The organism is Serratia sp. SCBI, assembly GCF_000747565.1.
GTDB lineage: Bacteria > Pseudomonadota > Gammaproteobacteria > Enterobacterales > Enterobacteriaceae > Serratia > Serratia ureilytica.
The window spans coordinates 2142948-2156574 of the sequence record NZ_CP003424.1 but is presented as its reverse complement, the minus strand read 5'-3'; the positions used below and the strand labels follow the sequence as shown (position 1 = coordinate 2156574).

The following is a 13627-nucleotide window of genomic DNA, read 5'->3' as shown; positions in this document are numbered from 1 at the left end:
CAGAAAAATTTCTTTGCCCGCACGCCATGACAACGAGAACCGTTATCCTCACGCTTTATAGGCCAATATCCGCTCAGCGCGTTTCATCATGCCCCGCCTGATTCAGCGGCGACGAAAGTTTGAATCTCGCGATTAATTGTTACATTATAACATCACAATTAATCGTAAAGGGATGTCAATCATGTTATCGCGTATCGTCTGGATGCTGGCGACGTGGCTGCTTTTCTGCCAGGTCGCGCACGCTGAAATTCACCTCACCGACGTTGAAGGACGCCAGGTTACCCTGGCCGCCCCCGCACAGCGCGCCTATATCGGCTTTTACTACGAAGATTTTCTGGCGGTGAACGGCCCGGAGAGTTATCAACAGGTCGTCGCCTTCTCCAAAAGCGACTGGGCGTTGCGCGCCAGCCAATGGACGCGCTATCAGGCGGCGCTGCCACGGCTCGCTCAACTGGTCGATGTCGGTTCGCTCTATAACCAGAGCTTCGATTTTGAACGCCTGCTGACCACGCGACCAGACCTGCTGATCCTGGCGAAGTGGCAGCTCGACGGCTTCGCCAACTACCTGCCGGTGCTGCAACAGCTCAACATTCCTTACATCGTCGTCGACTTCAATCAGGGCGTTGAAGTCAAGCTCGCCAGCATCCGGTTAATGGGCCAGGCGATGGGCCACGCCGAGCGAGCGGAACGGCTGGCCGACGAATATCGCCAAAGTCTCGAGGATACCCGGCGGCGCATCCGCCAGGCGCAGCTGCCGCCGCCGGTCACCTACATTGAGCTGGGGGACAAGGGCCCCGGCGAGTACGGCAGCAGCTATGGCGCATCGATCTGGGGGCCGCTGCTGCAGCTGGCCGGCGCCGACAATATCGCCGCCGGCGTCGTCGGCAGCCCTTCCCCCTTGCGCGCCGACTATGTCCTGACCCAACGGCCCGAGGTGATTTTTCTCGCCGGTGGCGACTGGGAAAACATGCCGAACGCCGTGCCGATGGGCTACGGCACGCAGGCAGCCCCCCTACAGACGCGCCTGACGCAATACGCCCGGCGGGCGGGATGGCCGCAACTGCCGGCGGTAAAAAATCAGCGTCTTTATGCGCTTTACCATGGCGGCGCGCGCACGATTTACGATTTTATCTTTGTCCAGTATCTGGCAAAAGCGCTCTATCCCGCCGCGTTTACCGATGTTGATCCCGCGCGCAATCTGGCGCAGTTCTACCATCAATATTTGCCGATAGAGGCGGACGGCGTCTTCTTGCAACGCTGGCAAGGAGAATAACCGTGGCCCACACAGGACGTGCGTTTTTGCGACGGCGCAGGCTGCGCCGCGGGCTATTGACGCTGGCGCTGCTCGGCGCGCTGCTGGCGGCGACCGCCATCGATCTCACCGTCGGCGCCGCGCAACTTGGCCTCACGGATATCGTGCGGATGCTTTGGCCCGGCTCTGCCCCCGGCAACGCACTGCATCAGGCGGTTTTTTGGTCGATTCGCTTGCCGATGACGCTCACCGCCTTGGTGGTCGGCGCCAGCCTGGCGCTGGCGGGCCTGCTGATGCAGACCGTGCTGGCCAATCCCCTCGCCAGCCCCTATACGCTGGGGATCTCTGCCGCGGCGGGGTTCGGCGCGGCGCTGGCGATCCTCACCGGCTTCAGCCTGGGCGGCGCGTTGGCGCTGGGCACGCCGTTGCTGGCTTCGCTGATGGCGCTGTTGGCTTGCGTGCCTGTCTATCTGCTGGGACAACGCCGCGGCATGACGCCGCAAATATTAGTGTTGAGCGGCATCGTGGTGCTGTTTTTCTTTCAGTCGCTGCAATCGCTGCTGCTGTTTCTGGCCTCGCCGGAAGCCATGCAGCAAATTGTCTTTTGGCTGTTCGGCAGCCTGCTCAAAGCCAATATGCACGGCGTGGCGATCACCGGCGTCGTGTTGCTGTGCGCGCTGTTCGTCAGTCTGCGGCTCGCCTGGCGGCTGACGGCGCTGTCCGCCGGCGAAGAGCAGGCCCAGGGGCTGGGCATCAATGTCAGCGCCTTGCGCAAGCTGGCCTTTCTGTTGGCGACCTTGCTGACGGCCGCCTCGGTCTCGTTTGTCGGCACCATCGGGTTCGTCGGGCTGATCGCCCCGCATTTCGCCCGCTTTCTGGTGGGTGAGGATCAGCGCTACCTGATCTGCATTTCCGCCCTCTGCGGCAGCCTGCTGCTGCTGTGCGCCTCGATCGTCGCCAAGCTGGTGATGCCGAACGGCGTGGTGCCCATCGGCATCGTTATCGCCCTGATCGGCGTGCCGGTGCTGTTTTACTTCGTCACTCGACAGGTTAAACGCCCATGACTCAACTGACCCTCACCCGCGTCGGCGTCTCGCTGCATCGCCGCTCGCTATTGGCAGACGTTTCATTGAGCTGGCCGGAGGCGCAGCTCGGCGGCATCATCGGCCCAACGGCGCCGGCAAATCGACGCTGCTCAAAGCGATTAACCGCATGGTGCCGTGCAGCGGCGAGATCGCTTACCGCGAGCGCCCTCTCGATCCGAAAACCAGCCGTATCGCCTATGTGCCGCAGCTAAATCGCTGCGATTCGGCATTGACCGCTTTTGACATGGTGCTGCTGGGCAAGGTACGCCAGTTGAGCTGGCGCGTCAGCGCCGCCCAGGCCGATGCGGTCGAGCAGGCGCTTACGGAATGCGGCATTTCCGCGCTCGCCGATCGCCCCTTCAACCGTCTCAGCGGCGGCCAGCGACAGTTGGTGATGCTGGCTCAGGCCTTCGTCTCTCAGCCGCAGATCATTTTGCTCGACGAACCCACCAGCGCGCTGGATATCCACCACCAGCTGCGCGTGCTCAATCAGATCGCCGACTACGGCCGGCGCCACCGCTGCATCACGCTGCTGGTGATCCACGATCTGGGATTGGCGCTGCGCTATTGCCACTCACTCACGCTGCTCGCGCACGGACGCGTCGTTTGCCACGGCGATACCCATCAGATGATGGGACATCCGATGGTGTCTCGCGTATTTGGCGTCGGCATCGAAAACGGCGTCAGCCCGCAGGGCTACCCCTATCTGCTGCCGACACAGCTGTTACACGCACACGGAGAATCCCCATGTACACTCTGACCAAGGCGGACATGCTGGCGCAACTCGCCGGCTTGCAACAGGAAATTCACCAGCTTCACCGTTCCGCCCGGCAAGACAGGCGCCATTTTTCCCTGCTGGAACGTCGTTTCAGCCGCCTGCAGGCCTTTAACGACGAACCGCAGCTGCAGGCCTATCGTCAAAAGCTGGAAAACGACCGTTTGATAACGGCGCAGATCACCCAACTGCGGGCGACGGCCAACGCCGCGTTGTGCGACTACGAGAAGCATCGCGTCTCGGCGCTGTGCCGGGAACCGGCGCAAACCAACGCCTACCTGAACAGTTTCGACCGCGCGCTGCAGCTGGAGATCGCGGCCGCCGACATTAAACCCGGCGAACGGGTGCTGCTGGTGGGCAGCGGTGCATTGCCCACCACGGCGCTGGCGCTGGTCGCCAGGCTCTCCGCCACCGTCATTTGCTACGATTGCGATCCGGCGGCCCAGCGTTTTGCCCGCCGGCTTACGCGCCACTTGGGGCTGGTGCAGCAGATGCCCTGCATCGACAAGCTGAACGGCCTGACGCGCAACGATATCGATCACATCATCATCGCCTCCCTGGTGGCGGACAAGCAGGGTTTGCTGAAGGCGCTGCGGCCTTTGCTGCCCCAGTGCGGCAAATTGCTGGTGCGCTATGGCAATGGCCTCAAGTCGATCTTCAACTGCCCTTACCACCACCAGGCCGCCGGCTCGCCCTGGCGCGTCAGCGGTAAACCGCTCACCACCCCGCTGTACGATCTGTTGATTTTGGAGCCTCACCGCCATGAATAATGCCTTTCCCACCCTGATCCTCGGCGCCGGCCCGGCGGCGATCCAACTGGCTGCGGACATCAAGACCGCGGGCAATGCGCGCATCGGCCTGTACAACCGCACCAGCGAAAAAGGGCGCCGCCTGAAGCAACATCTGGCGCACACGCCCTGCCTGTGGCTGACGGGCGCCGGTAAGGCGCAGCGCACCCAAGACGATGCGCAGGTGACGATTGACCGCTATTGCGATGATCTGGCGCTCGTCGGCGGCGACTGGCGCAGACTGATCCTTGCCGTCCCCGCCGATCAATACCATGACGTGCTGCGACAGGTGCCATGGGCGGCGTTGCCCCAACTGCGCTCACTGATCCTGCTCTCTCCCTCCATCGGCTCCGGCTTGATGGCGCAAAGCCTGCTGCAGGAGGCCGGGCAATCCCACGTCGAGGTCATCAGCCTGTCGAGCTACTACGCCGACACCAAATACCAGAACGCCGAACAGCCTTACCGCGCCTACACCAAGGCGTTCAAGCAGCGAATTTATCTGGCCGGCGCAGGCGCAAGGTCAGACTGCGCCGAACTCGACTGGCTTTGCTCGCTGCTGGCGCGTCACGGCATTGACGCCCAACGCTGCAACAGCCTGCTCGCCGCCGAGCGCTTCAGCATCACCAATTATGTTCATCCTCCGCTAGCGCTGGCCGAAACCACGCTGCAGGCGATATTCCAGCCGCAGGCGCCGATCCAGTACCTGTATAAAACCCACCCCGAGGGCCCCATCTGTCCCGAGGCGATCGCCGACATGCTGGCGCTCTCGCAGGATTACCAGCAGTTGCTCAACCGGCTCGGCATCGAGGCCATTAACCTGCTGCGCTTTTTGAATGACGACAACTACCCGGTTCCGCCCCGTATGGTGAGCCGCCGCTGGATTGACCAATTCCCGCAGCTCGCGCCGACGGAGCAATGCTATGCGCTGTTTACGCGTTATACCGCGCTGCTGGTCGACCCCTATTCCGAGCCGGACGCGCAGGGCCGCTACTATGATTTTTCCGCCGTCAGGGTCGCCCGCGTCTTCCAGGATGCCCAGGGGCGCTGGCGCCTGCCGCGCGTGCCGCAAGAGGACGTGCGCAAACTGCGCGTCCTGGTCTTGCTGGCGCAGCGGCTTGACGTCGAGATGCCCGCCGCCCAGCGTCTGTTGGCCCGCTTTCAGCAGGCGCTGCAGCACTTCGTCACCCGGATCGGCGCCGAGCATTGCCATCGTTCGTTGCTGGACGATACCTGCGACGAGCAGGCGGACATCATTTACCGACAATGGCGGAGGCAAGCATGAATCAGGGTGCGCTACTGGCCATTTTTGCCTCATTGATTTTCAGCGTCATGAACGCGCTGGTTAAAACCATCTCCGATGCTATTCCCACCGGAGAAATCGTGTTCTTTCGCAGCAGCATCGGCTGTGTGCTGGTTCTGCTGCTGATGTACCGCCACCGCATCGCCTTCAGCCGCGTAGACCGGCCGCTGCTGGTGTTGCGCGGCACCATGGGCGGGCTGTATCTCATTTGTTATTTTTACAGCATCGCCCATCTGACGCTGGCCGACGCCAGCATGCTGGCCTATCTGTCGCCGTTTTTCTCCATTTTGCTCTCCTTGCTGGTGCTGCGTGAACGGGTCAGCGCCTGCACCGCGTTTTGGCTGACGATGGTCATCATCGGCGCCGTGCTGCTGGTGCGGCCGTGGCACTTCTCGGCCTATACCCTGGCGTCGCTGGTCGGCGTGATGAGCGCGGTGTTCGCCTCGATCGCCTATCTGTCGGTCAACAAACTCAGCAAGCGCCACCACAACTACGAGATCGTGTTCTACTTCCTGTTCATCGCAACGCTGATCTCGCTGCCGCTGATGTGGAACGCGTTCGTTTGGCCCAACGCCTATCAGTTCGCCATTCTGCTCGCCATCGCCCTGGTGTCGCTGTTGGGGCAGGTCGTCTTAACCCAGGCCTTCTCTTCCGATAACCTGATCGTGGTCTCGGTGGTGCGCTATATCGGCATCGTGTTCAACATCGCCTGGGGTTGGCTGTTCTGGCATGAGATCCCGCTGCTGCTGTCGCTGTTCGGCTGTCTGCTGGTGGTGGTTTCCTGCATTCAACTCGGGCTGCGTCACCGCAAAAAACCGGCTTAAGCCGGGCTTGCCGCAACCAAAAAAAAACGCACCCGAGGGTGCGTTTTTCACAGGCAAAGCCGTGGCCTTATTTGGCCGGCGTCGGCTGCTGAGCGGGCTGATCCTTTTCCAGATGAGCCAGGTCCAGCGCGATATGCACGGTTTCATCCAGATACGGATCCGGCTCCTGGTAATCCTTCGGCAGATCGTCGAGCGATTTCAGCGGCTTCTTGCCCGCACGTTCCAGACGCTCGTTGATGCGTTTCAGACGGGTCGCGTCGTCATCGTGGTTCTCTTTCTCGCGCACCGCCAGATTGAGGGACACGATGTTGCGTTTATCCTTCAGCGCCTTGTAATGCGCGATATCCTGCGCGATGTACTGGAACTCCGGATTTTGCGCGATGCGCTGCTGGTGATCTTTCAGCAGCTCCGGCTCGAACGGCGCCATATCGCCGGTCTTGCTGTAGGTCGCCGCATTGATGCTGTCCCACGGCATGGCGTTGTCTTCAAACGCTTCGCCGGTTTCCGCCGGATCGACGCCGGTCGGCATCAGAATGTCCGGCGTCACGCCCTTGCGCTGGGTGCTGCCGCCATTGACGCGGTAGAACTTCTGAATGGTGTACTGCACGGAACCGAGCGCCGGCCACTCAGGGCGCAGCATCTGATCGTAGATACGGTTCAGCGAACGGTACTGCTGCACGGTGCCTTTACCGAAGGTCGGCTCGCCGACAATCAGCGCGCGGCCGTAATCCTGCATCGCCGCCGCGAAAATTTCGGAGGCGGAGGCGCTGAAGCGATCGACCAGCACCACCAGCGGGCCTTTATAGTAAGTCACGCCGTCGGTGTCGGCGTCTTCGCGCACTTTGCCGTTGTTGTCGCGCACCTGCACCACCGGGCCGCTCGGAATGAACAGGCCGGACAGCGACACCGCTTCGGTCAGCGCGCCGCCACCGTTGGTGCGCAGATCGATGACCACGCTCTTGACGTTCTGCTTGGCCATCTTCTGCAGTTGCACTTTCACGTCATCGGTCAGACCGACATAGAAGCCGGGGATGTCGAACACCGCCACCTTCTCTTTGCCGACGGTCTTGATGGTCATTTTCACCGCGCGGTCTTCCAGACGGATGCGCTCGCGGGTCAAGGTGACCACGCGGGTTTTGGTGCCCTTGCCGGCCGGCAGGATCTCAAGGCGCACCTTGCTGCCCTTCGGCCCTTTGATCAACGACACCACGTCGTCCAGGCGCCAGCCGATCACGTCCACCATCGGTTTGCCGGCCTGGCCGACGCCGACGATGCGATCGCCCACGGTGATCGCTTTGCTCTTCGCCGCCGGACCGCCCGGCACCATCGAGTTGATCAGGGTGTAGTCGTCATCCATCTGCAGCACCGCGCCGATGCCTTCCAGCGACAGGCTCATCTCGGTGTTGAACTGCTCGGTGTTGCGCGGAGACAGATAGTTGGTGTGCGGGTCGATTTCATGCGCAAAGGCATTCATCGCCAGTTGGAAGACGTCTTCGCTGTTGCTTTGCGTCAGGCGCTTGATGGCGAACTGATAGCGCTTGGTCAGCGTGTCGCGGATTTCTTTGTCGGTCTTGCCGGTCAGCTTGAGGTTCAGCTCGTCATACGTGACTTTCGCATCCCACAGGCTATCCAGCTCGGCCTTGTCTTTCGGCCACGGCGCTTTGCTGCGGTCGAGATCGATAGTGCCGTTGCCGGTGAAGTTCATCGGCTTGTCCAGCAACGACAACGCATAGGTGTAACGCTCAAAGCGGCGTTTCTGCGCCAGATTGAACAGCGCGTAGAAGGTGTCCAGCTTGCCGGTTTTCAGCTCTTCGCCAACCTGATTGCGTTTGCCGGCGAACTGCGCCACGTCGGAGGCCAGCAACACGTTATGGTTGTAATCCAGCATGTTCAGGTAACGATCGAAGATCTTGCCTGAAAATTCCGCATCGAGGGCGAACTGGCGGTAATGAGAGCGAGTGAAGCGCGAGGTGACGCGCTCACTCACCGTAGCGTGCTGGGGTTCCTGTTGCAGTTGGGGCAGTTGGCCGATGCGGATGTTGGCTGTTTCCGCGCCGTAACTGACACCCGCCCACAGCAGCCCTGCAATCGCTGTTAATCTGACGAATTTGTTCATGCCTGGGTTGGCCTCCGTATCAGAACTGCAAGTGTTCTGCGCGCACAATCATCGCCAGACCGGAAGAGAGCTGCACACGTACGCCATCTTTAGCGATTTCGAGTACGGTAGCATCCATCGCGCTCTTGCCTGCTCTGACTTTGATTTCCTGGCCAATTTGCAGTTTAGAGATATCCGTGACTGGCGCATAACGCGGCTGGCTTTCCTCTTTGGCTGCACGAGGTTGGCGAGCGGGCTGTGGGCGAGTTTGTGGGCGCGGCTTGCGGTTTTCCGGCGCGGCTCCGCCTTCGCGACGCGCAGCGGGCTTTTTACCGGCTGGACGCGGACGGCGCGGAGCGGCATCGGCGGATTCGCCGGCGGCTTCACGTTTTTTGGCGTTTTGTTCGGCACGCTGTGCCTGAACGCGCGCTTTGGCTTCTTCAAGCTGCTGGCGAGCATGATCGACATGCTGCTGCTCCAGTTCACCGCACGGATTGCCGTCCAGATCGACGCGCTGCGCGCCAACCTTGACGCCGTACAGGTAACGCCAGCTTGAGGTGTATAGGCGCAGGGCAGAACGCAATTGCGTTTTGCTGAGATTCTCTTCCCCCTGCACGCGCTCTACCAAATCCTGAAAAATACCGATTTTCAGCGGACGAGCTTCGCCTTCGGCGCTAAAGCAGAGCGGAAAACGCTCGGCAAGAAAAGCAATGACTTCTTTACTAGAGTTCAACTTAGGTTGATTTTCCATGAAATTTCCTGATTACAACGGTATTGCCAACAAGCCACAGGCATGAACAGGCGTCATTATAATGACGCCATCGGTAATTGCCACGTTAACCGTCGATCAACTTGCCGCCACAGTCACATATTTCGCACTGTCACACTGTTCCAGTTGCTCACAAAGCCCCGCCACCACTGCTTTCAGGCCCACTTCGTCCTGTTCGTCGAAGCGTTGATAAACCGTGCTATCGATATCCAAAACGCCGATCGCTTGGCCGCCAACCGCCAGCGGCAGCACGATTTCCGCGTTGCTGGCCGCATCGCAGGCGATATGGCCCGGAAACGCATGCACGTCACCGACGCGCTGCACGCGATTTTCCGCCACCGCCGTGCCGCACACGCCCTTGCCCACCGGAATGCGCACGCAGGCGATCTTGCCCTGGAACGGCCCCAGCACCAGTTGGTCGCCATCCATCAGATAGAAACCGACCCAGTTCACGTCATCCAGACGTTCGTTGAGCAACGCGCTGGCGTTGGACAACGCCGCGATAAAGTTGGTTTCCCCGCCGAGCAACGCGCTCAGGTCACGTTTTAATTCCGCGTAGAATTGTTCTTTTGTCATGTGATAACCATTGAAACAGTGAAGATGGCCAGAAGCCCAAAGCTTAGGCCCTATAAAATAAGCATTAAATGCGTATAGCCACAAGGTTAATCATCTGTTGCTTCACAAAACCCCGTCGCTCGGGGTATGTTTGCCGCTCAGAATCCCGGTTTACCTCGTTTTACCGTCCGGCGCCCGAACGCCGGTGACGCGGCCGGTTTATTTTTCAGCTACGCTGACAGTTCCGGCGGGCTCAAGGGCAGCTACTTGTCAAAAATGAAAATACACGCGATCACCCGCCCCCCTTTCCAAAGCGCGCCACCAACGCTGCTGCGAGTGCGACCTGCTGTTTGTGCTGCCGCCGCTCAGCGGCAATCAGGCCGCCTATTGCCCGCGCTGCAACGCCAAGGTGGTGAGCGGCCGCGACTGGTCGATGACGCGCCTGACCGCCATGGCGATCGCCATGCTGCTGCTGATGCCGTTCGCCTTCACCGAACCGCTGATCAGCATTCGTCTGCTCGGCACGCGCATCGACGCCAGTTTGCTGGAGGGCATCTGGCAGATGAGCCGCCAGGGCGATCCGCTCACCGCCAGCATGGTGGCGTTTTGCACCATCGGCGCCCCGCTGACGCTGGTGCTGTCGCTGCTGTACCTGCGTTTCGGCCATGCGCTCGGCATGAACCTGCGCCCGGTGCTGCTGATGCTGGAGCGGCTCAAAGAGTGGGTGATGCTGGACATTTATCTGATCGGCATGGCGGTGGCGGCGATCAAAGTGCAGGATTACGCCGACATCCAGCCCGGCAGCGCGCTGATCGCTTACCTGTCGCTCACGGTGCTGAGCATCCTGACGCTGATCCACGCCAACCTGGAGCAGCTGTGGGAGCGCTACTATCCGCAGGAACAGCCGGAAGGCCCGCCGACGGCGCTGCACATTTGTCTGTCCTGCCACTATACCGGCTATCCCGACGCGCGCGGCCGCTGCCCGCGTTGCCATGTGCCGATGTGCCATCGCCAGCCCTACAGCCTGCAGAAAACCTGGGCGGCGCTGATCGCGGCGATGATCCTGCTGATACCGGCCAACCTGCTGCCGATTTCCATCATTTACGCCAACGGCACGCGGCTGGAAGACACCATTTTCTCCGGCGTGGTCTCATTGGCCACCTCCGGCAACGTGCCGATCGCCGCCATCGTGTTCATCGCCAGCGTGCTGGTGCCCTTCACCAAGGTGATCGTGCTGATCGTGCTGTTGCTGAGCATCCACTTCAAAACCTCGCACAGCCTGAAGACGCGCATTCGTCTGCTGCGCCTGGTCACCTGGATCGGCCGTTGGTCGATGCTCGATCTGTTCGTTATCGCCTTGATGATGTCGCTGGTAAATCGCGATCAACTGTTATCTTTTACTATGGGACCGGCCGCGTTTTACTTTGGCTCGGCGGTCATTTTGACTATTCTTGCCGTTGAATGGCTCGATAGCCGATTGATTTGGGATGCACATGCAACAGGAAACGCCGACTACACCGACTGAAGCGCGGGTCAAGAACAAACGCCGCATTTCACCGTTCTGGTTACTGCCGTTCATCGCCCTGCTGATCGCCGGGTGGCTGGTCTATAACAATTTCCAGGAGCGCGGCACCACCGTCACCATCGATTTCCAATCGGCGGCGGGCATCGTCGCCGGCCGCACGCCGGTGCGTTACCAGGGCGTTGAGGTCGGCACGGTGCAAAAAATCAGCCTGAGCAAAGATCTGCGCAGCATCGTGGTGGAAGCCAGCATCAAAAGCGATCTGGAAGACTCGCTGCGCGAAGGCACCCAGTTCTGGCTGGTGACGCCCAAGGCCTCGCTGGCCGGGGTATCCGGGCTCGATGCGCTGGTCGGCGGCAACTATATCGGCATGATGCCCGGCAGCGGCAAGGAGCAAACCCACTTCACCGCGCTCGATACCCAGCCGAAGTACCGCCTGAACACCGGCGAGCTGATGATTCACCTGCACGCCGACGACCTGGGTTCGCTCAACAGCGGCTCGCTGGTCTATTACCGTAAAATCCCGGTCGGCAAGGTGTATGACTACACCATCAGCGAAGGCAACAAGGGCGTAACCATCGACGTGCTGATCGACCGCCGCTTCGCCAACCTGGTGAAGAGCAACAGCCGCTTCTGGAATGTCTCCGGCTTCAAGGGCGATTTCAGCCTGTCCGGCGCCACGGTGCAGATGGAGAGCCTGGCGGCGCTGGTCAACGGCGCCATCGCCTTCGATTCGCCGGCCGATGGCCAGCAGGCCAAGGGCGATCAGAACTATACCCTTTACCCGGACCTGGCCCACAGCCAGCGCGGCGTCAATATTCTGCTGGATCTGCCGAGCGGCAACAATTTGAGTGAAAACCGCACGCCGCTGATGTACCAGGGGCTGCAGGTCGGCACCCTGACCAAGCTGACGTTGCAACAGGACAGCAAAGTCATCGGTGAACTGACCATCGATCCTTCGGTGGTCGATCTGATGCGCAGCGGCACCCGCATCGTGATGCGCAGCCCGCGCATCAGCCTCAACGACGCCAAGCTCAGCCAACTGCTGACCGGCACCACGCTGGAACTGGTGCCGGGTGAAGGCGAACCGCAGCAGCGCTTCAACGTGCTGGACAGCAGCGAAACGCTGTTGCAACAGCCGGGCGTGTTGACCGTCACGCTGACGGCGCCGCAAAGCTACGGCATCGACGTCGGGCAACCGCTGGTGGTGCACGGCGTGAAAGTCGGCCAAATCCTGAGCCGCACCTTGACCGCCGGCGGCGTGGTGTTCACCGCCGCCGTTGATGCGCAATATCGCGGCCTGCTGCACAAAGACAGCAAATTCGTGGTCAACAGCCGCCTCGACGTCAAACTGGGAATAGACGGCATGGAAGTGCTCGGCGCCAGCGCGCAGGAGTGGGTAGACGGTGGCGTGCGCATTATCCCCGGCAGCAAAGGGGAGCCTGGCGGCCAGTACCCGCTGTACGCCAACAGCGAAAAAGCCGAGGAAGGCATCGTCGGCAACGCCCCTTCCACCACCCTGACCCTCAGCGCCACCAGCCTGCCGGACGTGCAGGCCGGCTCAGTGGTGCTGTATCGTAAATTCCAGGTGGGCGAGATCGTTAACGTTCGGCCGAAGGCCAACGAGTTTGAGGTGGACGTCTACATCAGCCCGGAATACCGTAAGTTGCTGACCCGTGAAAGCATCTTCTGGGCCGAAGGCGGCGCCAAGGTGCAGCTCAACGGCAGCGGCCTGACGGTGCAGGCTTCGCCGCTCAACCGCGCGCTGAAAGGCGCCATCAGCTTCGACAACCTGCAGGGCGTGACGCTGAACAAAGGCGCCAACCGCGTACTGTACGCCAGCGAAACCGCCGCCCGCGCGGTGGGCAGCCAAATCACGCTGAAAACCTATGACGCCAGCAAGCTGTCGGCGGGCATGCCGCTGCGTTACCTCGGCATCGACGTCGGCCAGGTGGAGTCGCTGCAGCTGGCGCCGGAACGCAACGAAGTGTTGGCCAAAGCGGTGCTGTATCCGGAATACGTGCAGACCTTCGCGCGCCTCGGCAGCCGCTTCTCGATCGTGTCGCCGGAGATCTCCGCCGCCGGCGTCAGCAACCTCGATACCCTGCTCCAGCCTTATATCAACGTGGAGCCGGGCCGCGGGCGCGAGCTGCGCACCTTCGAACTGCAGCAGGCCAGCATCACCGACTCTCGCTATCTGGACGGCCTGAGCGTCGTGCTCGACGCGGCCGAAACCGGCTCGCTGCAGATCGGCACGCCGGTGCTGTTCCGCGGCGTGGAGGTCGGCACCATCACCGGCTTCTACCTCGGCGCCATGTCCGATCGGGTGCACGTCGCGCTGCGCATCAGCAAGAAGTACCAGCATCTGGTGCGCAACAACAGCGTGTTCTGGCTGGCGTCGGGTTACAACCTGCAGTTCGGCCTGACCGGCGGCGTGATCAAGAGTGGCACCTTCCAGCAGTTCATCCGCGGCGGCATCGCCTTCGCCACGCCGCCAACCATTCCGCTGGCGCCGAAAGCGACACCGAACAAGCACTTCCTGCTGAATCCGGAAGAGCCGAAGGACTGGAAAACCTGGGGCACCGCCATTCCGCGCGATTAACTTTCGCGTTTCCCTCAGGGCCCGGCAATGCCGGGCCCTGTTTTTTTCCGCTTTGTGATA

General features: G+C 61.2%; 9 protein-coding genes and 2 pseudogenes. 8 read left to right on the top strand and 3 right to left on the bottom strand.

The genetic code is table 11. The annotated features are described in order from the left end of the window. Nucleotides 1-181: 181 nt before the first annotated feature. The 6 genes and pseudogenes from SERRSCBI_RS10100 (at nucleotide 182) to SERRSCBI_RS10075 (ending at nucleotide 6024) form a co-directional block, all read left to right on the top strand. A complete protein-coding gene (locus tag SERRSCBI_RS10100; RefSeq protein WP_042784331.1) occupies nucleotides 182-1273 on the top strand; it encodes an ABC transporter substrate-binding protein in 1092 nt (363 codons plus the stop codon). Between the two features lie 2 nt (nucleotides 1274-1275). After that, on the top strand, nucleotides 1276-2316 hold the full coding sequence (locus tag SERRSCBI_RS10095; RefSeq protein WP_033652483.1) for an iron ABC transporter permease: 1041 nt from the start codon (nucleotides 1276-1278) through the stop codon (nucleotides 2314-2316). Beyond that, nucleotides 2313-3097 (top strand): annotated as a pseudogene (locus tag SERRSCBI_RS10090) (ABC transporter ATP-binding protein). Before SERRSCBI_RS10095 ends, SERRSCBI_RS10090 begins: the two are co-directional and overlap by 4 nt. Further along, nucleotides 3085-3882, top strand: a complete 798-nt coding sequence (locus tag SERRSCBI_RS10085; RefSeq protein ID WP_033642848.1) for a nicotianamine synthase family protein — start codon at nucleotides 3085-3087, stop codon at nucleotides 3880-3882. The pseudogene SERRSCBI_RS10090 and the gene SERRSCBI_RS10085 overlap by 13 nt, the downstream one beginning before the upstream one ends. Continuing rightward, the gene (locus SERRSCBI_RS10080; RefSeq protein ID WP_042784329.1) at nucleotides 3875-5182 is read left to right on the top strand and encodes an opine metallophore biosynthesis dehydrogenase; all 1308 of its coding nucleotides are present in this window, start codon (nucleotides 3875-3877) and stop codon (nucleotides 5180-5182) included. The genes SERRSCBI_RS10085 and SERRSCBI_RS10080 overlap by 8 nt, the downstream gene beginning before the upstream one ends. Then, nucleotides 5179-6024, top strand: coding sequence for a DMT family transporter (locus tag SERRSCBI_RS10075; RefSeq protein WP_033652485.1), 846 nt, complete (start codon nucleotides 5179-5181; stop codon nucleotides 6022-6024). The genes SERRSCBI_RS10080 and SERRSCBI_RS10075 overlap by 4 nt, the downstream gene beginning before the upstream one ends. 67 nt (nucleotides 6025-6091) lie before the next feature. Here the strand turns inward: SERRSCBI_RS10075 and prc are convergent, their stop codons facing one another. The 3 genes from prc to SERRSCBI_RS10060 all read right to left on the bottom strand — a co-directional run bounded on the left by prc (nucleotide 6092) and on the right by SERRSCBI_RS10060 (nucleotide 9464). Next, complete coding sequence (gene prc / locus SERRSCBI_RS10070) at nucleotides 6092-8140, bottom strand: carboxy terminal-processing peptidase (RefSeq protein WP_042784328.1); 2049 nt, start codon at nucleotides 8138-8140, stop codon at nucleotides 6092-6094. 19 nt (nucleotides 8141-8159) lie between these two features. Continuing rightward, entirely contained in the window at nucleotides 8160-8870 is a 711-nt protein-coding gene (proQ, locus tag SERRSCBI_RS10065; RefSeq protein WP_004931497.1) for an RNA chaperone ProQ, read from the bottom strand. 96 nt (nucleotides 8871-8966) lie between these two features. Beyond that, entirely contained in the window at nucleotides 8967-9464 is a 498-nt protein-coding gene (locus SERRSCBI_RS10060) for a GAF domain-containing protein (protein WP_042784326.1), read from the bottom strand. A 255-nt stretch (nucleotides 9465-9719) separates the two neighbouring features. Between SERRSCBI_RS10060 and yebS the strand changes: the two are divergent. Together yebS and SERRSCBI_RS10050 are read left to right on the top strand one after the other, a co-directional pair. Beyond that, nucleotides 9720-10968, top strand: a pseudogene (yebS, locus tag SERRSCBI_RS10055) (membrane integrity lipid transport subunit YebS). Next, entirely contained in the window at nucleotides 10937-13567 is a 2631-nt protein-coding gene (locus SERRSCBI_RS10050) for a PqiB family protein (protein WP_033644262.1), read from the top strand. The pseudogene yebS and the gene SERRSCBI_RS10050 overlap by 32 nt, the downstream one beginning before the upstream one ends. The last annotated feature ends 60 nt before the right edge of the window (nucleotides 13568-13627 follow it).

Excerpts from the sequence above, each read along its gene's own strand:
- proQ (WP_004931497.1), bottom strand. The coding sequence starts at position 8,870 with ATGGAAAATCAACCTAAGTTGAACTCTAGTAAAGAAGTCATTGCTTTT.
- SERRSCBI_RS10080 (WP_042784329.1), top strand. The coding sequence starts at position 3,875 with ATGAATAATGCCTTTCCCACCCTGATCCTCGGCGCCGGCCCGGCGGCG.
- SERRSCBI_RS10085 (WP_033642848.1), top strand. The coding sequence starts at position 3,085 with ATGTACACTCTGACCAAGGCGGACATGCTGGCGCAACTCGCCGGCTTG.
- SERRSCBI_RS10050 (WP_033644262.1), top strand. The coding sequence starts at position 10,937 with ATGCAACAGGAAACGCCGACTACACCGACTGAAGCGCGGGTCAAGAAC.
- SERRSCBI_RS10075 (WP_033652485.1), top strand. The coding sequence starts at position 5,179 with ATGAATCAGGGTGCGCTACTGGCCATTTTTGCCTCATTGATTTTCAGC.
- SERRSCBI_RS10060 (WP_042784326.1), bottom strand. The coding sequence starts at position 9,464 with ATGACAAAAGAACAATTCTACGCGGAATTAAAACGTGACCTGAGCGCG.
- prc (WP_042784328.1), bottom strand. The coding sequence starts at position 8,140 with ATGAACAAATTCGTCAGATTAACAGCGATTGCAGGGCTGCTGTGGGCG.
- SERRSCBI_RS10100 (WP_042784331.1), top strand. The coding sequence starts at position 182 with ATGTTATCGCGTATCGTCTGGATGCTGGCGACGTGGCTGCTTTTCTGC.